The following is a 19,154-nucleotide window of genomic DNA, read 5'->3' on the forward strand; positions in this document are numbered from 1 at the left end:
TGGAATTTACTTTCTATCTGATTCTGTTTTCGTTTTCATTGACACTTTTTTCTTTGAATTCACTTTCTTTAATTTTTCCAAAAGAATAGCGGAGCGTAATCGAAACTTCATTAGCATCAACCAAATATCTGGCTCTTGAACTGATAGTATTGATTGTAAAACGTTCTGAATAAATAGTATTCTTGAAAATATCATTATAATTCAAAGTGCATGTCCAGTTTTTACCAAATGATTTTGCCAGCGAAAGATCAAAAATCAATTTTGCATTTCGTTCAAAAACACCCTCTTTTTGTTTGGTTGCACCCCAAAAAGACAAAACAAAAGTAAAATCTTTTGGAAGTTTAAATGTATTATTGGAATAGTAATACAAATAGGTTTTGGATGAATTGAATGCTGCAGCATCATCTTCAATTTTGTTGGTTGCAAAAATTAAAGAATTCATATTTGTCCAAAATTTATAAGTGAAAGGCAATGTAAATTCGATATTATAACCGGATTCTTTTCGGAAATTTTTCTCTGTAAAAGTCAAAACATTGTTCTGATCATCAAATATAAAATCCTGATACGTCGGATTTTTGTTTTGATACAAAGTCAGCTTTACCGATTTATCGTGATATTGGAAAACAGTTGAAATCACATCTATATAAGTCGGTCCCAAATTGATATTACTTCCATAAATAAAATACGGATTGATGTAAGTCGCAATCATACTTAAAGACGAATAATTTGGTCTTGAAATACTTTTAGCATAATCGACACTTAGACTTTTAGTACTGTCGATTGTAAACGACAACTGCGCTTTTGGAAAAAGGTTCGTATAATTTTTATCAATCAAAAAAGCATTATCCGTACTGTATTTTGCGCTGACATTGGTATTTTCCAGTCTAAGTCCGACTGAAAAATCAACTTTTTTAATTTTTCCTGAAAGCTGAGTATATACCGCCGAATTGGCTTCTTTAAAGTGATAATCGAAAGTGGTGTTTTCGTTTTTATCATAATCAAAAACATCATAATCCGATTTAGATTTGGCAGAAGAATACAATCCGCCGTATTCCCAGTTCCATTCGTTTTTAAACTTTTTTTCCAAATCAATTCGACAGGAAAATACATCGACATCAAACTTTTGATTACGATTCTGAGATAATTCCAGTTCAGTTTCATTAAAATTATTCTGCACTAAACTCCACAAATCCTGATTAAAGTTGGAACCCTGAAGACCAACAAACAGTTTCGTATCAATTGCTTTTATTTTCTTCGAATAATTGACAAACGAATTAATGAAATTCTTTGAACTGGAATTATCACTGAAGGTGTATACGTTATTTTCTTCGTTGTGATTTTTGTTAAAAGTAAATGTATTGATATCAAAAGTGTCGTTACGTCTTCTACCATTTACATTCACAGAAAAATAATCTTCTTCATTAATTTTATAAAATAACCCTCCACCAAAAATATATTCTTTTCTGTAAGTAACCGCCGAAACATCATAATCTGACACTATATTTGCCTGCGGAATCTGATAAGCAATACTGTGGTTTTCCCAAGGTTGTAATTTGTTATAATTGAAATTAGCTTTCCATTCCAGTTTATTCTTTTTAAAACTAGAATTGAGACCCAGATAATTATTATAGTTTTTTTTGAAAGAAGCGGTTTCAGAAACATTCGTTTTAAAACCGTCTTTCCTGCTTAATTTTCTGGTAATCAAAATCACTGCACGACCTTCGGCTTCGTATTTCGAAGACGGATTCTGAATAATCTCTATGGTTTTGATATCATCAACAGAAAGAGCATTTAAATCGTTCATTCCTACTTTTTGATTGTCAATATAAATCAGTGGATTTCCTTTTCCGACAATCGAAATACTTTCGCGATCTGCACTCACTTGTACATTTGGAAGTTTCGAAAGTAAATCAACCGGATTGGGAATTGAATTATAAACAGAATTGGCAACATCGACTTTTATATTTCCGTTGGTATTGGTAAAAGTCTTTTTGTTTTGGGCTACAACAACTTCTTTCAACTCCTGATTAGAAATTGAATCTTTTGGCGTTTCATTTTGCGCTTGAGCAACAAATGAAAGACAGAAAAGCAAAAGTGCAATTAAAAGTTTTAATGGCAGATAGATATTCATTTTTATCGTTTTTTGGTTTATGACAGTGCAAAAATGCTCTGAAAAACCAATTGCGGAGGTTAATGGTAGGTTAATGCGGAGTTAACGGGCTATTTATGCTTTAAAAACATTATTTTTGACGAAGAAAATTAGCCTATTGATTTTTAAATCTCTCGCAGATTTAGCAAATTGAGCAGATTTTTTATCTCCTAAATCAGCTAAATCTGCGGGAGAAAATTTTGTGGAAATAATTTTTAAAAACTTGTTCAATCAGAGTTATCTGTAAGCTACAATTTGAAACAACAATGAAACAAAGAATCAACTTATTAATCTCATTTTCCGTAATCGCACTTATCGTGCTGATGACCGTACAATGTTATTTGGTAAAAACGGCTTACGAATACAAAGTCGCGCAGTTTCATACCCAGATTAAAAATGAAATCGCTCAAATCACAAATAATTACAGCGATATCGATTCTGCTTTGGTTGCTAAAAAGGAAGCACTTTATAAAAGTCTTTCTGAGAATTATATTAAAGGAAAAAATTCTAAACTGGATATTAAAGTTGGTGTTTTAAAAAATGATTATCAAAGTGCTTTAACAAAGGAAATTCAAAGAAAATTTGAAAGAGATTTACCGAATTTTAAAATTGATTTCGCCATCGTTTTAAACAAATTTATTTTATATAAAAACGAAAAAAAAGCTGATACCATTTTCTCTGAAAAACCTTTTATCCAGAATAAATTATACGGAAATCTGGCTTCTTTAAATCATGCTTTTCTGGTTCGAAATTATGTTGGAACAACGAATGGAATTTATGAAAACGAAGAATATCAATTATTGACCGAAGACTCGATGTACGTTTCTGTTATTGATTGGGAAATGATTATTTTGAGAAGAATGACTTTTATCCTGATTCTTTCTTTATTTTCGATCCTGACTTTAATTACACTGTTTGTTATTGCTTTGAAAGCTTTAATTAAACAAAAGAAAGTAAGCGATGTTAAAACAGATTTCATCAATAATATTACACACGAACTAAAAACGCCTCTTGCCACTTTAGGGATTTCTACAAAGATTTTAGAGCAGAAGAACATTCGCGAAAACGAAGAAAACTTTAATGCCATTGTCAATACCATTTCGCGTCAGAATAATCGTTTACAGAGTTTGATAGATCAGGTTATGGCCAATTCGTTAGCAGAAAATGAAATCGAATTACAAAAAGAAAAAATCGAAACAGAAGATTTTTTGCTTTCTATTGTAAATGATTTTAAAATTACGTTTCCAAAAATCGATTTAAAAACAGATTTCCAGACTGAAAAAACAATATTAATTTTAGACCGATTTCATCTCACAACGGCATTTCTGAATATTCTAGAAAATGCTGTGAAATATGGTTCTAATACGATAACCGTTAAAACAAAAATTATCGAAAATCAGTTTTCTATAAGTATTGAAGATGACGGAATTGGAATTGCAAAAAACAAACAATCGCTTCTTTTTGAAAAATTCTACCGTGTTGAACAAGGAAATCTGCACAATACTAAAGGTTTAGGTCTCGGATTGTATTATGTTTCTCAAATTGTAAAAGCGCATCAGGGTACTATTAATGTGATCAGCGATTTAGGAAAAGGAACCGAGTTTACCATTTTATTAAAAGTTTAAATCCCTTATTTTGAAAAAATTACTTTTAGCCGAAGACGATTTTGATTTTGCTTCTATTTTAAAACAATATTTAGAACTGAATCAATTTGAAGTTACCTGGGCAGAAAATGGCGAAATAGCTTTAGACTATTTTAAAGATCAAACTTTTGATATTTGTATTCTCGATGTCATGATGCCCAAACTGGACGGGTTTTCACTGGCTGAAAAAATGATTACAATCAATCCTGAAATTCCTTTTATTTTCTTAACCGCAAGAAAGTTAAAAGAAGACAAACTTATTGGTCTAAAACTAGGCGCAGACGATTATATCGTAAAACCTTTTGAAGTGGATGAACTGGTTTTACGTTTGCAAAATATCCTGAAAAGAATCGAGCAAAAGAGAAGTCTGGAAGGAAATAACACCATTGAAATTGGTTCGTATATTTTTGACAATGAACGATTAACTCTTAATAATAAAAATCACGTTCAACAGCTTACGGAAATGGAAGCTTCTCTTATTGAGTATTTATATCTAAATCACAATCAGCTTTTAAAAAGAGACCAAATTTTAATGTCTGTATGGAAAAAAGACGATTATTTCTCAGGACGAAGCATGGATGTTTTTATTAGCCGACTTAGAAAATATTTCAATTCAGATCCTAAAATCAAAATTGAAAGTGTCCGTAATATTGGCTTAGAATTTAAAATAGAAAAACCTTGATAAATCAAGGTTTTTCTATTTTAAATTCTAAGTTATTTTCCAATAACCCAGCCTAATGTAAAGTTTGCAATAGGAAGTACTTCCGTTTCATTTCGATCTGTAGTAACGCCCACACCTAAATTTAAATCGATATTCAACTTTCTTTTATAAGTTCTTTGAATTCCCCAAACTGGTCCAACAGAAAAAGAAGGACAATATTCGCTAAATAACTTATTAGTTGAAATGGATTGAAAACTGTAATCAGTATACAATGCGACAAAGTTTCCTGAATTATGATCTGTCCTTTTACCTTTGGCAGCCCTTTTTTCCAAATTATAATAATGTCTGAATTGTTCGCTAATTCTAGGGATAAAATACCAGGTTGATTCATCATAATAACTGTTATGGCGATAACCAATTATCGTACTAAATTCTGAATAAAGTGTGTTTTTCGCAGAAAATCCATATTCGTAAACAAAGCCCGGAGAAAGTAAAGGGTTAATCTTAAACTGATGTTTTACTACAGAAACCGGAGCGTCTTCCTGTGCTTTTACAGCATTAATAAAAAGAACGAAAAGAATTAATAATAGGTAGTTTTTTCTCATTATTGGTTAGTTAAATTGATTGCGACAAAAATAGCTTTAAAAGTATATTATCCTATTAAAACTTAATTTATTTTCTTACAACTTTGAAATCAGTTTTTAAACACTGAAAATCATATAATTTTACTAAACAATTGTATAACAACTATTAAAGTTTATGATTTTAAATTTGACATAAACTTTAAAATCTAACATCATGAACCTAAAAAGATTTTTCGGTGGATTGCTGACAATCCTCGGAATTGTAGGACTTATTTATACTGCCGTTATTTTTGCCGGCACATCTGGAGAAACCAGAGATATCAAATCACTGATTATTTACGGAATATTAGGAATCGTCTTTTTTACATCAGGAATCAGTTTGGTTCGCGCGACGAAAGATGAAAGTTAAGATATACTATAAAGGCGCTATTTTTTTGCCACAAAGGCGCTAAGACACAAAGTTATTTTTTAATCTCGCAAAGTCGCAAAGTCGCAAAGGTTTAATAATTTAAAATCAAAAACTTTGCGACTTTGCGACTTTGCGACTTTGCGACTTTGCGAGCAATTTTTCAGTACTACAATAAAAAATTACTTTACTAAGACACGAGCAATCTTTTCATAAAGAGGCGTTTTTACACCGTATTTTTTTCCTTCGTTTACTACAAACTGAGTTAACGAAATAGCTTCGGTATTTTTGCCTGCCTGTAAATCTCTGTGCATGGAGGAAGTCGCTTCTTTCGGAGATTTTTCCAGCTTTATAATGGTTTGCGAAACAATATCTCTTGGCATTTTCAAACCTTTCGCCAACGCTAGGTCTTCAATTTCATGAAGTAATTCTATATATATCACTTTTGAATCTGCGTTTTTTAAAATTTCTCCAATATTCTGATTCAGATAGGAAGTTGCCGTTGCTAAAGCCGAAATAAAAATAAACTTCTCCCAAACGGTTTCTTCTATATTTTTAACCAAATGACTTTCGATTTTTGCTTTTTGAAGAATATCTTGTAATTCTTCTAATTGAGAAGCAGAAGCCGTTTTGGACCCAAAGAAAAGCTTTTCATAAAATCCAATTTTACGAATGGTTCCCGGCGAAAAAATCATCGAAATGATGTAAACACAACCTTGTAAAACTTCATTTTCCGGATATAATTTCTGAATTCTTTCCTGTGCGTCGACTCCATTGTACAAAGGCAGAATCAACGTTTCTTTTTTGATACAATCTTTTAAAGATATGAGGCTTTCTTCAATATCATAAGTTTTCGTCGCGCAAATAAGATAATCGAGTTTACCAATTTCTTCCGGATTATTTGAAACTAAATTGGGATGAACAATTGTTTCGGAATCGTCTGTAACAATCTTTAATCCGTTTTCTTTTATTGCTTTTTGTGTTTCTCCGCGTGCGATAAAAACAATCTCAATCTCATCTGATTTAAAATACGCTTTCGCTAAAAGTCCGCCGAAGTAACCTCCGACACCGCCAAGTCCTAAGATTCCTATTTTCTTCATAAATTCCAATTTAAAAAATTCCAAACTCCAAATTCAAATAAAAAAATCAGTTAAAAATCAGTGTTTTCGCGATAGCGAATCCGCTTTATCTGTGTATCTCATTATTCGTCCATAACAGGATCCAGATTCAGCTCTGTGAAATCCCTTTCTGTTTTCGAAATAATAATCGTTGCCACCGTATTTCCAATCAGGTTTGTAATGGCTCTGGCTTCGCTCATAAATTTATCAACTCCTAACAAGAATGCCAAACCTTCGACCGGAATTTTATGGAGCGCTGTCAGAGTTGAAGCTAAGACGATAAAACCGCTTCCCGTAACGCCTGCAGCGCCTTTTGAGGTAATCATTAAGATTCCGATTACTGTTAAAATTTCGAAGAAACTCAAATGCACATCATACAATTGCGCTAAAAATATCACTGACATTGACAGATAAATCGAAGTCCCATCCAAATTAAAAGAATATCCAGTTGGAATTACCAAACCAACAACCGATTTACTACATCCCATTCTTTCCAGTTTGACCATAATACTTGGTAAAGCAGCTTCTGAAGATGAAGTTCCCAAAACCAGCAAAAGTTCTTCTTTAATATATTTTAGAATCGAAAGAATACTGATTTTATAGTATTTCAAGATACTTCCTAAAATTAGGAACACAAAAAGTGCCATTGTTAAATAAACACAAAGCATCAATTTTCCCAGCGGAATCAAAGTCTGTAATCCAAACTTTCCAATTGTATAAGCCATTCCTCCAAAAGCACCAATTGGGGCGAGATACATGACATATTTTAAACAGGTAAAAACCACTTTAGAAAAACGTTCCAAAACCAAAATCGTCTGTTCTCTTTTTTGATAAAAGTTCAAAGCAATTCCGCAGACTATAGCCGCTAATAAAACCTGTAAAGTAAAATTGGACAAGAAGAATTCGAGCCATGAAAAATCCTTTGCACTCGCATTTGTATATTGACTTGCATCTCCTAAAGTTAATTTAGACTTATCTACTTTTCCGGGTTGAAACAAATAAGCAACCGCAACACCAATTGCCAATGCAACAGTAGAAACCACTTCAAAATAGGTTAATGCTTTAATACCAATTCTTCCGACTTTTTTCAGGTTTCCCATTCCGGAAATTCCTAGAACAATCGTCAGGAAAATAATCGGGCCAATAAAAAGCTTAATTAAATCAACAAATCTTTTTCCTAAGACTTCCATTTTTACACCATTTTCAGGCGAAAAATGTCCGAGTAAAATTCCAACAATAATTGAAACAAGAACCCAAAAAGTTAGATTGGTCAGTATGGTTTTAAGAATACTTTTATTGTTTTTTGAAGGAGAATTTGGAGTACTTATATTCATGAAATGTGGTTAGTTAGTTTCACAAATATAAAAAAAATGCAGACCTGTAAGCCGGATTCTGTTCTTGTCTCATTTTGCAACAAAACAATACCTTATCATTTATCTAGATCCCGAATTACTTCGGGACTCAATCTACCTACCCTTCGGCAACGAACGAGAAGCCCTTAAATGCCGATATACTTGGTATTTCACCGCATAGAGTTTACCTGGTTTCACTACAGCATTACCTGTACATACTTTCTGCTGCACTTGTCCTAACTCCGATAAATCGGAGCCGACGGGCGTTACCCGCTATGCTTCTCTATGGTGTCCGGACTTTCCTCCCTCCGCCGCGGCGGACGACGATAAGGCGGTCTGCGGTGCAAAAGTAACACTTTATAAACTAACAATAATGATTTTAAATTTCAGTTTTATGGAGTTTATCCTAACTTTTTAATTTTAAAATAGTTATCTTTAAGATTCTATAATTTTTAAATTCAGTTATCATGAGAAGAATGTATCATTACGCAACTGTTTCAAAGGCTTTAGATCAATTGAATGAAAAAGGATTTACATGTGATTTTAATCGAAATGCTGACCTGATTAAAAAAAATCCTGAGAAATTTGAAATTGTTCATGTGTATCGATACGAAGGGGAATCGGACCCGGCGGATGAGGCAGTTGTATACGGAATTAGGTCTGTTAGCGGCAAAAAAGGAGTGTATGTAGCTGGTTTTTCAGCAGATTCAGATCAGGAAACGGCGCAGTTTTTATTTCAATTAAGTATTAAAGGAAGGTAGTTTTTAGTTAGAAAATTTTTTCAATGAAATAAAAAATGCATGGAGTAGTTAAAAGAGAAGTAATCACAACCTACGTCTTCCCGAGTAACGAAGGATTTCCACAAATAAAATCACCAGTCTTTGGCGAGCTACTTACGGAGATCCCTCGTTCCTCGGGATGACATAAAATGAGAAACATTCCTATCTTGAATTACTACTTATTATTTTTTAAGTAATAAAATCAACAACATAAATATTTGTGATCATTGCGTAATTCCTTGCGCTCTTTGCGGTTAAAAAACACAAAAAAGCCCGTCATAAAGAGGGCTTTTAAAACAGTAAAACTACAATACTGTTGTTGGTATCTTCAATTTCCAGCCTGGCTGAATTAAGTCGGGGTTTGAAATAACATCTTTGTTGGCTTCAAAAATGGTCTGCCAGGAAACTCCAAATTCTTTTCCGATCTTTGATAGCGAATCACCGCTTTTAACTGTATATTCTTTTGAAATTCCTTCTGCAACTTTAATATCCATTACAACATCAGCAGATCTGTAATCTGGATCAATGGTTCCATAAGCGTTCCAAAGTTTTTCTTTATCTTCTGCCGATTTTACTATGCCGTCGATATACAACACATTATCTTGTTCCCTTACTTCTAAATTTGTTGCCTCCAACTGAGAAGCCAAATCTATCACCTCTTTATATTTATCTTTTAAACTCATAACAATTTATTTTATGATTAATTTGTTATCTACTTTTTTCGGTTTTAACTCCTGTATGCTTTGCATCAGCGGTTGTAATTTGTCTCTTTTAATTTCTCCCGAAAGCGTTACAACACCTCCAACAACCGTTACACTAACGCCATCATAAGCATCAACAACTTTATGTACGGATTTATCTAATTCAGTATCTGGATTGATCACAACCGCTGCTGCAGCAGGTTCTTGATTAGCTCTGGCCAATTCGCAGGTATTGACAACCGATTTTACACCTTTTACTGATCTAACGCTTTTTTCGATATTTTTCTTGAAAATTTCGTCTTCGCAAGTCCCTGTAATAGTTGCCACACCATCATGAACTGAAACTTGGATTTCTGGCGTATCGTTTAATTTTTCAGTGATTGCTTTTTCGATATCTGCATCATTGGGCTTGCAAGATACCAAAGCAACACACAGACTCATTCCTAATAAAATTGATTTGAATTTCATAACGTTTCCTTTTAAATAATTAACAATCTAAAATTAAACAGTTTGAAATCTAAAACATTATAGGATATACTTGTGGTTTTATAACTTTCCCAGTAAAATTGAGGTTTGAAGTTAGAAATTAATCGTTACACAAAAACAATTAATTTTAAGGACTTTAAAGTTTTCCTAATTTTAAACTTGCTCTGAATACTTAACATCTTTTTTATCAAAATCGGAGAGCATATTTTTATCTGTTTTAAAATAAAAAACTTTGCTGTCAAAATAATTTTCAATCAACAATCCATTATTTACACCTTCAGTCTTTTTTAAAGTATTCTGTAAGGAATTGTAAAATTTTGCAATCTGTTTGTCCGGATTTTTACTGATAATTCTAAGTTTGATTATTTCAATATTATCCTGATCTTCTCTGCCCCCTTTTCCTTCAATACAATAATCAAAAAGTGCATCATCATAGAAACTGATTCTGTCTTTTTTACTGGTTTTCCCTAAAATTAAATTTCCATCTTTTATTTCTACAGCTTTAGAAGAAAAGAAAAAACCACGATAATCTTTATTCGAGAAAAAGTTTATGTTTTCGCTTTTCGGATCAATAAGTTCGTAGTAAAATCCTTTTTTATCATTTAAATATTCTGCATAAAGATTTACAGAGTTTTTATCGATTATGTCTTTTAACTCAGAAATAAACTTTTCAAACGGGATTATAATATTGAAATATACTGCCATTGTATTTTATGATTTAATGAATAGCTATTATTCTAAATTAGAACTTGTTAGTATTTTTATTAATTCTTCCAATTGCAAAATCGGCATTTTCACAACCGATTCTATTTGAACATTATCCAAAGCTATCACCAAAACACCTTCGTTATCTTCTTCATATCCAGCAGGCACAGCATAGAAGTTTGGATTTGAAATTACTGTTTCTTTTTTCCCATCTTTAAACCAGCCGTAATTGGCTTCGTAAATAATTCTATCATCAAAAAAAGAAATAGTTTCTTCACCATAAGTATTCCATAACGACATTCTCAGAAGATAAAATCCTAAAAGAGAAAATATTCCGATTCCGATAAAAAAGCCAATATGTAAACCAAATCCAAGTACCACACTAAAAATCGCTCCAAATATTGGAAAAACAAAAAAGGAAAAGGAAAGCAAAAACATTACTAATCGAACCAAAAATGGAGATTTTTTTACTTTTAGATTAAGAATGTTGTTTTGAAAATAGTATTGCTGCATAAAATTCAAGTAAAGATATTACATTGGCAAGATTAATTAAAATCATTTAAAAATTTATAATAAAACTATTACTTTTTTTCTAGAAATGAGATCTTAATTCATATTTCTTTCTACAATTCAACCACTTAAAAATCTTTCAATTTTAAAATTTTTAATTCATTAAATTATACTTTATATTTGCTATCGAATAAAAAAGAATATGGAACAATTTGTAGTATCGGCGCGTAAATATCGTCCTCAGACATTTAAAGATGTTGTGGGGCAGAAAGCCATTACCAACACTTTGTTGAATGCTATTGAAACCAACCATTTGGCTTCTGCTCTTTTATTCACAGGACCGCGTGGAGTTGGTAAAACAACCTGTGCTCGTATTTTGGCTCGAAAAATAAATCAGCCTGGATATGATGATCCTACCGAAGATTTTGCTTTCAACGTTTTTGAGCTGGATGCTGCATCAAACAACTCTGTTGATGACATTCGTAACCTAATTGATCAGGTTCGAATCCCGCCACAAACCGGACAATACAAAGTATATATCATTGACGAGGTTCATATGTTGTCTTCGGCCGCTTTTAATGCTTTCCTGAAAACATTAGAAGAACCACCAAAACATGCTATTTTTATTTTAGCAACAACAGAAAAACACAAAATCCTTCCAACGATTTTATCTCGCTGTCAGATTTTTGATTTCAAAAGAATTACAGTAAAAGATGCCAAAGAACACTTAGCTGACGTTGCTGAAAGTCAAGGAATCAATTTCGAAGATGATGCACTTCACATTATCGCTCAAAAAGCAGATGGTGCCATGCGTGATGCTTTATCTATTTTTGACCGTGTAGTTTCGTATTGTGGAACCAACTTAACGCGTCAGGCCGTAACGGAAAACCTTAACGTTTTAGATTACGAAACCTATATTTCTATTACTGATTTACTTTTAGAAAATGAAATTCCAAAGCTTTTATTGGCTTATAATGACATTTTGGCTAAAGGTTTTGACGGGCATCATTTTATTGCCGGACTAGCTTCTCATTTTAGAGATTTGTTAGTTAGCAAAACGCCTTCGACTATTGCTTTGTTAGAAGTTGGAGAACAAGCACAGCAAATGTATGCTGCACAATCACAGAAATGTTCTCAGGAATTCCTGCTTAAAGGAATTGATATTGCAAATGACTGTGATTTAAAATACAAATTGAGTCAGAATCAACGACTTTTAGTTGAATTATGCTTGATGCAATTGGCCTCTATCAACTTTGATGGAGAAAAAAAAAAGTTGAGCAATTCATAATTCCGCCCGTTTACTTTAAAAGCGGAGGGTATTCGATTGTTGAAGTTCCAAGTGTAAAATCCCAAAATTCAAATTCGGAAGAAAAAACAAATAGCAATGTCAATGTCAATAACAATGCTAATACCGTTGTTTCAAATACTGAAAATAGTTCTGTAGTTTCGGAGACTCCAAAAGTTCAAACTCCGGAACCTCCAAAAACAGCAACAGATAATACTCCTAAGGTTTCTGCTTTTTCTCTTGCCAGTATCCGCAAGAAAAAAGAAATGGAAGCCAGCAGTAAATCTTACGTTAAACCTACTACTGCTTTTTTAACTGAAGAGTTTAACGAAACCGACATGCGTCTGCATTGGAATAAATATGCGGAACGTTTGGGACAAAAAGGCCTTAAGATCATGGAATCAATTCTATTGATCAGCGATCCGGTATTAAATGGAACTACAATTACTTACGAACTTCCAAATGAAGGTTCAAAATTGGATTTTGAAAACCAAATGAATGGATTATTAGGCTATTTGAAAGGACATTTACATAACCATGATATTACTATTGAAATAATTGTAAACGAAGAAATTCAAACCATAAGAGCTTTCAATGATCAGGATCGATATAATCGTTTCTTAGAAATTAATCCAAACATTGAACTTTTACGCTCTACATTTGGATTAGATTTTACATGATTATTATTCTTTTTAATATCTGCCACTAATTACACAAATTTCCACGAATTTCAATTCTAAAAAAGCTTATTAAGTTGCAGATAATAAAAACTATTTATGCTGCAGGCCAAAGTTGTAGACTTTCTCAAGCCATTTTTTTCTTTGCTTTTCTTCTGAACCTTTTATAATTCCGATATAGCTGACTTTTACAGGTTTTACTCCACAAAATTCTAAAGTAGATTTCTTTAATTGATTGATACTTGGTCTTCCGAAAAACAATCTGTAATACCAGCCTGGCTGATCCAGAGTCGTAATAATATGCGCTGTTTTTCCTTTTAATAGTTTATCCCACCAAACCGAATTTTCCCGGTATTGAAAAGCCATTCCTGGCAAAAATAATCGATCAATAAAACCTTTTGTGATTGCCGGAAGTCCGCCCCACCAAACGGGATGTATCCATATTAAATGATCGGCTCTTTTGATTTTTTCCCAGGATTCAAGTAAATCGGGTTCTAATTCGGTTCGTTTTTGATAACCGAATTGTAAATTAGGATTAAATTTTAAAGCTGCGATTGTAATCGTTTCAATTTGTGCTCCAGAAGCTATTGCCCCACTTTTATACGATTCTGCAATTCCGAAATTGAAGCTTTCAGGATTTGGATGTCCGTTTATAATTAGTATTTTTTTCATATTTATGTTTTTTCAAAAATACTTTTTGCAGTTTTTATTTTACTAGACAAATGTCCTAAAAAACTTTTCTACAATTTATAATTTTTCACGCAGATCAGGCAGATAAAGACTATAATGACGAATATTTCGATTTGGCAGATTTTATCCTATAATCTGCATAAATCAGCTTAAATCTTTTAAAATCTGCGTGAGATAAGGCTTTTTAATCTAAGCTACTGTTTTTCTGATTCGGCTTAAATGTCTTGGAGTTATTCCTAAATAAGAAGCTAAATATTGTAACGGAATTAATTGTAAATACTTTTGATGATTTTTATAAAGTTCTTCGTAGCGCTGAGATCCTGATAACTTTTGAAAAGAAACCATTCTTTTATGTAGGTTTACAAACTCTAGTTCTGTTAGCTTCCTGCCTGTTTCCTGCCAGTTAAAACCGGATTGATATAGTTTTTCCAAAGATTTCCTGTCCAAAACTTCTAATTCGGTATCTACTAATGCCTGAACACTTTCTTCTGCTTTTTCCTGAGTAATAAAACTGGCAAAAGAAGCCATGAATTCATTTTCAAAAGCAAAACAATTGGTTATTTCGTCTCCTTTATGGTTTAAAAAAAAGGAACGTAAAATTCCTTTTTTTATAAATACAATTTCATTGCAAACCTGATTTTCAACCAATAACAATTCTCCTTTTTTCAAAGTACGAACCGTAATTAAATCATCTAAAAGATTTAATTCTTCTGCTGAAAAATTCTGGATTGACTGAAAAATTGATTTCATAAAAAAGTTTGCAACGAATTACACTAATTTACACTAATTTTTATTGGTAAAATGTGAAAAATAATTCGTGTAAATTCGTGTAATTCGTAGCTAAAAAAATTAAATTTTACCGTAATACATTGCTTTTACGATACCATCAGAAAGTCCGATTTTAGGAACGTAAATCTGGCGTGCTCCACTCCATTTCATTGCATTAAGATAAATTCTTGTTGCGTGTATGATAACGTCGGCGCGGTCAGAGTTCAATCCTAATTCGGCAATTCTTTGTTCGTAAGTCAATGAATTTAAGAAAGCATATTGTGAATTAATATAAATGTATGAAAGTGGTTTTTCCTGCTGTTTTCCGGACATTTTAAAAAGCTTGTTGATGTTTCCACCAGACCCAATAAGTGTAACCTCTTCATAATCTGCTGTATTGGTTTTAATCCATTTTTCGATTTCATCCCAAACCACGTCATGCACCATGTTATTCAACAAACGAACCGTTCCTGCTTTGAAAGATCTCGAAGTAATCATTTTTCCGGAAGAGAAAAGTGTAAATTCTGTGCTTCCACCTCCAACATCCACAAACAGATAAGTTTCGTCAGATTTTATTAAATGATGCAGATCCGTAGAAGCGATAATTGCTGCTTCTTTTTTACCATCAATGATTTCGATTTTTATATCGGCTTTTTTCTTAATTAAAGCCACGACCTCTTTTGCGTTATAGGCTTCACGCATTGCAGAAGTTGCAAAAGCCATATAACGTTCAACTTTATGTACTTTCATCAAAAGGTTAAATGCTTTCATCGCATCAACCATTCGATCTATATTTTCCGGTGAAATTTCACCAACTGTAAAGGCATCCTGTCCTAAACGAATTGGTACACGAACAAGGGAACTTTTGTTAAATTGTGGTTCTTTTCCATCTTGTTCTACAACGTTAGCTATCAGAAGCCTCATGGCATTTGATCCGATATCTATTGCTGCAAACTTCCTAATATTAATCATGCTCACTTTATGATTTTGAAATTGGTTTTTAAAATTAATTTACTTTCTGAGGAACCTCATCTAGTATGGCGATTTTGTTCTGATAATATTTATAGGTCTCAAATTGTGCTCTAAACGGGGCATGATGATTTTTAGGTTTATATTTATTATCTAATTTATAAGAATGGTATCTTACTTTTACATTTCCTTTCCAGGCAATATTGAAATTATCAATTAGTTCTTTTTTAATTTCAAGGTCATAAATTGGACAGGTTACTTCGACTCTTCCGTCAAGGTTTCTGGTCATGAAATCGGCAGATGAAATATACACTTCCGTAAGACCTGCATTTCCAAAAATATAAACCCTTGAATGTTCCAAATAATTATCGACTATGCTTATAGCTTCAATATTTTCACTCATTCCGGGAATTCCTGGAATCAACGAACAAATTCCTCTTACCTGAAGCTGAATTTTTACCCCTGCATTACTTGCCTCATACAATTTATCGATCATTTTAAAATCTGACAAACTATTCATCTTTAGCTTTATATGTGTTTTTCTGCCTGCTAAAGCGTGTAAAATTTCACGATCAATCAGTTTTATAAATTTGGTTCTGGTGTAATGAGGCGATACGATTAAGTGTTTGTATCTGTGAACTCTGTAATTAATATCGAAAAACTCAAATATTTTTGAGGTGTCTTTTAAAATTCCCTGATGGCAAGTTAAAAGCGTGACATCGGTATAAATTTTAGCTGTCGATTCGTTGAAGTTTCCAGTCGAAATAAATCCGTAACGACGGTTTTTACCATCTTCCAATCTTTCGATAACACATATTTTGCTATGCACTTTAAGGCCTTTTATTCCAAAAATCAATTCGATTCCTTCGGTCTGCATTTGCTCTGCATAAGAAATATTTGAAGCTTCATCAAAACGCGCCTGTAACTCAATCTGTACCACTACTCTTTTACCGTTTTTAGCTGCATTTATCAACGAACTGATAATTTGCGAATTCTTAGCCAAACGATATAATGTGATCTTGATACTTGTTACTTTTGGATCTAAAGCTGCTTCACGCAAAAACTTAGTCAGATACGAAAATGACTGATATGGAGCATGTACTAAATAATCTTTTTTACTGATTTTTTCTAAGATACTTCCATCCAGACTTAATCCCGGAACCGGCAAAGGTTCATTAGGTTTGTATAACAAGTCGTAACGTCCTAAATTTGGAAAACTCATATAATCCCGACGATTGTGGTATCTTCCACCCGGAATTATACTATCGGTTTCGACAATCTTCATTTTATCCAAAAAGAAATGTAATGTATCGTCTTCAATTAAACTATCGTAAATGAAACGAACAGGTTCTCCAATTCGGCGGTCTTTTACAGATGTAGCAATTTTTTCGAGCATACTTTTACTCAAATCACTATCAATGTCTAATTGTGCATCACGGGTAATTTTAATCATATGAGCCGAAACGGTCTTATAATCAAATATATTAAAGATGTTTTTCAATTTAAAACGAATAACATCATCAATCAAAATAACATACTGCTTATCATCTTCAGAAGGCAATACCACAAAACGGTTTATATTTTTTGGAATTTCAATCAAAGCATAACGAACTTCATCATTATTTAATTCCAAACGGACTGCCAAATAACCCAAAGTATCTTTTAAAACAGGAAAGACTGCAAGATCATTCAGGATAATCGTTACCAGTTCAGGGCTTAATTTTTGATTGTAAAAATCTTTTAAGAAACATTCCTGTTTTGGAGTAATCTGGGTTTCGTTTATAATAAAAATATTTTCAGCTTCGAGCTCTGTTTCTATATTTCCCAGAATACGTAAACTTTCAGACTGCTGCTGAATTACGATTTCTGTAATATCTTTAATTAATTGATGAGCAGAAATACCGCCCAGATATTTTTCTCCAGAAATACCCGAAAGGCTTAATCGTCGGATGGCTGCGTACCGAACTCTAAAAAATTCATCTAAATTGTTTGAAAAAATTCCAACAAAACGCAGTCTGTCTAAAAGCGGAACTGTGTTATCTGCAGCTTCCTGAAGTACTCTTGCATTAAACGCTAACCAGCTTTTTTCTCTATCGATATATTTCTGTTCGTACACTGTTATTATTTTAAATCTTTGGGGAAAATAGTTTTATGAGTTTTGCCTTTATCTATTGTATCCCAGCTATTGGCTTCAAATTGCAATGAAACGAAGCCTGAAGTTGGAACATTATCGATAAAAACATCTCCAAATTTATTAACAAAATTTGTAATAGCCTCGTTATGTCCAAAAAGAATAACGCTTTCTAAACTATTATCACACGATTTGATAACTTTTTCCAATTGTCTTTCATCAAAAGTGTACAAATCGTCTCTAAAAACTATACTTTCTAAAGGATAGGAAAGGTTTTGTGCAAAAATTAAAGCAGTTTCTGAAGCTCTTGCGGCAGTACTACTCCAAATTATATACGTTTTAGGAAGGTATGGTGAGATATTTAATGAAACATCATGCGCATCTAAGATTCCTCTTTTCATTAGCGGACGATCAAAATCTTTTAAAGGTGCTTCCCAACTCGATTTAGCATGACGTATTAAAATGAGATTTTTCATAAGCTGCAAATTTAAAAACCCGTAAAGCAGGCCAGTATTTTTATTTAACTTCTAATGTACAAAAGATATTTTAATCCTTTTCTATTTTTTAATTCTGTTAACATTATATGGAAATTTTAACAAGTATGATTGCTTTTTAAAAGGTTAACATATAGATAAAATTAAAAACTCATTTTTCTGGATTTTATGTTCTTCATCTATGAAATTCGTATTTAATCGATATTATCAAAATTTGCAATATTTTAACTAAATATTTGATTTTTAGTGATTTACATTATTTCAAAAGAACTCATTTTCATTAAAAAAGCAAAAAAAATGCATTAAAAAATTCATTTTTTTAAGTTAAAAAAAATGCTTTTTAACGCTATTTTTTGTTAAAAAAGATCATTTCAACGAGTTTTTAGGTTAGTTGCAGAGAAAAAAAATCAAAAATAAACGGACTATATAACTTTGATTCTGTTAAAATACTTTAAATACATTAAAACAAAATCTTCGAGTTATGAGAACTAAATCTACTCTTGAAAAAGCAGTAAAATTTGTTACTAATTGTAAGTTTATTTTTTCTTTCAAAAAGAACATTTTTCAAAAAAACATTTTTTTTCTGCTATTTTTTTTAATGACAAATTTTTCATTTGGTCAAATTGAAAATGTGGATTCGTACTTAACAAACTTAGAAAGTTCCGGACAGGATTCTAAGCTTAGCAACCTCAAACATTTACTGTATGATTTACAATCTGCAGTGTATGCTTCTTCAGGAAAAATAAACAGTTATGGTGATCAGCCTACTGCTTTATTTACAGACAACAATTCTATTAACAGCCTAAACACTACGGTTACTGCAAAAAACGACATTGAAATTGCTACGATTAAAATTGAAAAAGCTTCAGATTTAAACCAATCTATTGACCTGAATTCTTTCTCGGGTTTTGAAAATTTAAAATACATTTTCCTTATTTCGGAAATTGATACAACTCCTTCCGTGATTAATAATCTGATTAAAAATAACACTTCAAAATACATTCTTCTTTATAAAATTTCTATAGGCGGATAATTAAAAAACTTCT

Annotated in this window: 20 protein-coding genes and 1 other RNA gene; 7 read left to right on the top strand and 14 right to left on the bottom strand. The window is 32.2% G+C overall.

The window, feature by feature from the left end; translation table 11 throughout:
• Positions 1 to 13: 13 nt before the first annotated feature.
• Positions 14 to 2,131, bottom strand: coding sequence for an outer membrane beta-barrel family protein (locus tag HYN56_RS21750; RefSeq protein ID WP_109194118.1), 2,118 nt, complete (start codon positions 2,129 to 2,131; stop codon positions 14 to 16).
• A gap of 284 nt (positions 2,132 to 2,415) precedes the next feature.
• Between HYN56_RS21750 and HYN56_RS21755 the strand changes: the two genes are divergently transcribed.
• Entirely contained in the window at positions 2,416 to 3,774 is a 1,359-nt protein-coding gene (locus HYN56_RS21755; RefSeq protein ID WP_109194119.1) for a sensor histidine kinase, read from the top strand.
• Positions 3,775 to 3,784: 10 nt separating this feature from the next.
• Positions 3,785 to 4,474, top strand: a complete 690-nt coding sequence (locus HYN56_RS21760; RefSeq protein WP_109194120.1) for a response regulator transcription factor — start codon at positions 3,785 to 3,787, stop codon at positions 4,472 to 4,474.
• A 32-nt stretch (positions 4,475 to 4,506) separates the two neighbouring features.
• Here the strand turns inward: HYN56_RS21760 and HYN56_RS21765 are convergent, their stop codons facing one another.
• Positions 4,507 to 5,058, bottom strand: coding sequence for a hypothetical protein (locus HYN56_RS21765; RefSeq protein WP_109194121.1), 552 nt, complete (start codon positions 5,056 to 5,058; stop codon positions 4,507 to 4,509).
• Positions 5,059 to 5,251: 193 nt separating this feature from the next.
• Between HYN56_RS21765 and HYN56_RS21770 the strand changes: the two genes are divergently transcribed.
• A complete protein-coding gene (locus tag HYN56_RS21770) occupies positions 5,252 to 5,446 on the top strand; it encodes a hypothetical protein (protein ID WP_068845681.1) in 195 nt (64 codons plus the stop codon).
• A 179-nt stretch (positions 5,447 to 5,625) separates the two neighbouring features.
• Here HYN56_RS21770 and HYN56_RS21775 read toward each other — a convergent pair whose 3' ends face one another.
• From HYN56_RS21775 to rnpB, 3 genes are all read right to left on the bottom strand, one after another.
• On the bottom strand, positions 5,626 to 6,543 hold the full coding sequence (locus HYN56_RS21775; RefSeq protein ID WP_109194122.1) for a ketopantoate reductase family protein: 918 nt from the start codon (positions 6,541 to 6,543) through the stop codon (positions 5,626 to 5,628).
• 101 nt (positions 6,544 to 6,644) lie between these two features.
• Positions 6,645 to 7,895: a cation:dicarboxylate symporter family transporter gene (locus HYN56_RS21780; protein WP_109194123.1), complete on the bottom strand. Its 1,251-nt coding sequence runs from the start codon at positions 7,893 to 7,895 to the stop codon at positions 6,645 to 6,647.
• A 31-nt stretch (positions 7,896 to 7,926) separates the two neighbouring features.
• Positions 7,927 to 8,256: RNase P RNA component class A (gene rnpB, locus HYN56_RS21785), an RNA gene on the bottom strand.
• Positions 8,257 to 8,380: 124 nt separating this feature from the next.
• Here rnpB and HYN56_RS21790 point away from each other — a divergent pair.
• Positions 8,381 to 8,674, top strand: coding sequence for an SH3 domain-containing protein (locus HYN56_RS21790; protein WP_091493065.1), 294 nt, complete (start codon positions 8,381 to 8,383; stop codon positions 8,672 to 8,674).
• A gap of 323 nt (positions 8,675 to 8,997) precedes the next feature.
• Here the strand turns inward: HYN56_RS21790 and HYN56_RS21795 are convergent, their stop codons facing one another.
• The 4 genes from HYN56_RS21795 to HYN56_RS21810 all read right to left on the bottom strand — a co-directional run bounded on the left by HYN56_RS21795 (position 8,998) and on the right by HYN56_RS21810 (position 11,097).
• Positions 8,998 to 9,375 (bottom strand): LysM peptidoglycan-binding domain-containing protein, encoded by a 378-nt coding sequence (locus tag HYN56_RS21795; RefSeq protein WP_109194124.1) that lies wholly within the window; start codon positions 9,373 to 9,375, stop codon positions 8,998 to 9,000.
• A 6-nt stretch (positions 9,376 to 9,381) separates the two neighbouring features.
• Positions 9,382 to 9,861: a BON domain-containing protein gene (locus HYN56_RS21800; protein ID WP_109194125.1), complete on the bottom strand. Its 480-nt coding sequence runs from the start codon at positions 9,859 to 9,861 to the stop codon at positions 9,382 to 9,384.
• A gap of 171 nt (positions 9,862 to 10,032) precedes the next feature.
• Positions 10,033 to 10,584 (bottom strand): hypothetical protein, encoded by a 552-nt coding sequence (locus HYN56_RS21805; protein WP_109194126.1) that lies wholly within the window; start codon positions 10,582 to 10,584, stop codon positions 10,033 to 10,035.
• 27 nt (positions 10,585 to 10,611) lie between these two features.
• Positions 10,612 to 11,097 (bottom strand): hypothetical protein, encoded by a 486-nt coding sequence (locus HYN56_RS21810; RefSeq protein WP_109194127.1) that lies wholly within the window; start codon positions 11,095 to 11,097, stop codon positions 10,612 to 10,614.
• 199 nt (positions 11,098 to 11,296) lie between these two features.
• On the opposite strand from HYN56_RS21810, the gene dnaX reads away from it, so the two are divergent.
• Entirely contained in the window at positions 11,297 to 12,382 is a 1,086-nt protein-coding gene (gene dnaX, locus HYN56_RS21815) for a DNA polymerase III subunit gamma/tau (protein WP_091493057.1), read from the top strand.
• Positions 12,383 to 12,645: 263 nt separating this feature from the next.
• Positions 12,646 to 13,059, top strand: coding sequence for a DNA polymerase III subunit gamma/tau (locus HYN56_RS21820; RefSeq protein ID WP_109194128.1), 414 nt, complete (start codon positions 12,646 to 12,648; stop codon positions 13,057 to 13,059).
• Between the two features lie 90 nt (positions 13,060 to 13,149).
• Here HYN56_RS21820 and HYN56_RS21825 read toward each other — a convergent pair whose 3' ends face one another.
• The 5 genes from HYN56_RS21825 to HYN56_RS21845 all read right to left on the bottom strand — a co-directional run bounded on the left by HYN56_RS21825 (position 13,150) and on the right by HYN56_RS21845 (position 18,090).
• Positions 13,150 to 13,728 (bottom strand): NAD(P)H-dependent oxidoreductase, encoded by a 579-nt coding sequence (locus tag HYN56_RS21825; RefSeq protein WP_109194129.1) that lies wholly within the window; start codon positions 13,726 to 13,728, stop codon positions 13,150 to 13,152.
• Between the two features lie 207 nt (positions 13,729 to 13,935).
• Positions 13,936 to 14,496 (bottom strand): Crp/Fnr family transcriptional regulator, encoded by a 561-nt coding sequence (locus tag HYN56_RS21830; RefSeq protein ID WP_109194130.1) that lies wholly within the window; start codon positions 14,494 to 14,496, stop codon positions 13,936 to 13,938.
• Positions 14,497 to 14,595: 99 nt separating this feature from the next.
• Complete coding sequence (locus HYN56_RS21835; protein ID WP_109194131.1) at positions 14,596 to 15,486, bottom strand: Ppx/GppA phosphatase family protein; 891 nt, start codon at positions 15,484 to 15,486, stop codon at positions 14,596 to 14,598.
• 34 nt (positions 15,487 to 15,520) lie between these two features.
• Positions 15,521 to 17,599 carry a polyphosphate kinase 1 gene (ppk1, locus tag HYN56_RS21840; protein WP_167398338.1) on the bottom strand — a complete coding sequence of 693 codons (2,079 nt, stop codon included), beginning with the start codon at positions 17,597 to 17,599 and terminating at the stop codon, positions 15,521 to 15,523.
• Positions 17,600 to 17,604: 5 nt separating this feature from the next.
• Positions 17,605 to 18,090 (bottom strand): SixA phosphatase family protein, encoded by a 486-nt coding sequence (locus HYN56_RS21845; RefSeq protein WP_109194133.1) that lies wholly within the window; start codon positions 18,088 to 18,090, stop codon positions 17,605 to 17,607.
• Between the two features lie 616 nt (positions 18,091 to 18,706).
• On the opposite strand from HYN56_RS21845, the gene HYN56_RS21850 reads away from it, so the two are divergent.
• Positions 18,707 to 19,141 carry a hypothetical protein gene (locus tag HYN56_RS21850; RefSeq protein ID WP_146194627.1) on the top strand — a complete coding sequence of 145 codons (435 nt, stop codon included), beginning with the start codon at positions 18,707 to 18,709 and terminating at the stop codon, positions 19,139 to 19,141.
• Positions 19,142 to 19,154: the final 13 nt, after the last annotated feature.

The sequence above is a fragment of the Flavobacterium crocinum genome, from assembly GCF_003122385.1.
GTDB classification, from domain to species: domain Bacteria; phylum Bacteroidota; class Bacteroidia; order Flavobacteriales; family Flavobacteriaceae; genus Flavobacterium; species Flavobacterium crocinum.

Coding starts and splice junctions, on each gene's coding strand:
- HYN56_RS21750 (WP_109194118.1), bottom strand. CDS start 2,131: ATGAATATCTATCTGCCATTAAAACTTTTAATTGCACTTTTGCTTTTC.
- HYN56_RS21755 (WP_109194119.1), top strand. CDS start 2,416: ATGAAACAAAGAATCAACTTATTAATCTCATTTTCCGTAATCGCACTT.
- HYN56_RS21765 (WP_109194121.1), bottom strand. CDS start 5,058: ATGAGAAAAAACTACCTATTATTAATTCTTTTCGTTCTTTTTATTAAT.
- HYN56_RS21770 (WP_068845681.1), top strand. CDS start 5,252: ATGAACCTAAAAAGATTTTTCGGTGGATTGCTGACAATCCTCGGAATT.
- HYN56_RS21775 (WP_109194122.1), bottom strand. CDS start 6,543: ATGAAGAAAATAGGAATCTTAGGACTTGGCGGTGTCGGAGGTTACTTC.
- HYN56_RS21780 (WP_109194123.1), bottom strand. CDS start 7,895: ATGAATATAAGTACTCCAAATTCTCCTTCAAAAAACAATAAAAGTATT.
- HYN56_RS21790 (WP_091493065.1), top strand. CDS start 8,381: ATGAGAAGAATGTATCATTACGCAACTGTTTCAAAGGCTTTAGATCAA.
- HYN56_RS21795 (WP_109194124.1), bottom strand. CDS start 9,375: ATGAGTTTAAAAGATAAATATAAAGAGGTGATAGATTTGGCTTCTCAG.
- HYN56_RS21800 (WP_109194125.1), bottom strand. CDS start 9,861: ATGAAATTCAAATCAATTTTATTAGGAATGAGTCTGTGTGTTGCTTTG.
- HYN56_RS21805 (WP_109194126.1), bottom strand. CDS start 10,584: ATGGCAGTATATTTCAATATTATAATCCCGTTTGAAAAGTTTATTTCT.
- HYN56_RS21810 (WP_109194127.1), bottom strand. CDS start 11,097: ATGCAGCAATACTATTTTCAAAACAACATTCTTAATCTAAAAGTAAAA.
- dnaX (WP_091493057.1), top strand. CDS start 11,297: ATGGAACAATTTGTAGTATCGGCGCGTAAATATCGTCCTCAGACATTT.
- HYN56_RS21820 (WP_109194128.1), top strand. CDS start 12,646: ATGGAAGCCAGCAGTAAATCTTACGTTAAACCTACTACTGCTTTTTTA.
- HYN56_RS21825 (WP_109194129.1), bottom strand. CDS start 13,728: ATGAAAAAAATACTAATTATAAACGGACATCCAAATCCTGAAAGCTTC.
- HYN56_RS21830 (WP_109194130.1), bottom strand. CDS start 14,496: ATGAAATCAATTTTTCAGTCAATCCAGAATTTTTCAGCAGAAGAATTA.
- HYN56_RS21835 (WP_109194131.1), bottom strand. CDS start 15,486: ATGATTAATATTAGGAAGTTTGCAGCAATAGATATCGGATCAAATGCC.
- HYN56_RS21845 (WP_109194133.1), bottom strand. CDS start 18,090: ATGAAAAATCTCATTTTAATACGTCATGCTAAATCGAGTTGGGAAGCA.
- HYN56_RS21850 (WP_146194627.1), top strand. CDS start 18,707: ATGACAAATTTTTCATTTGGTCAAATTGAAAATGTGGATTCGTACTTA.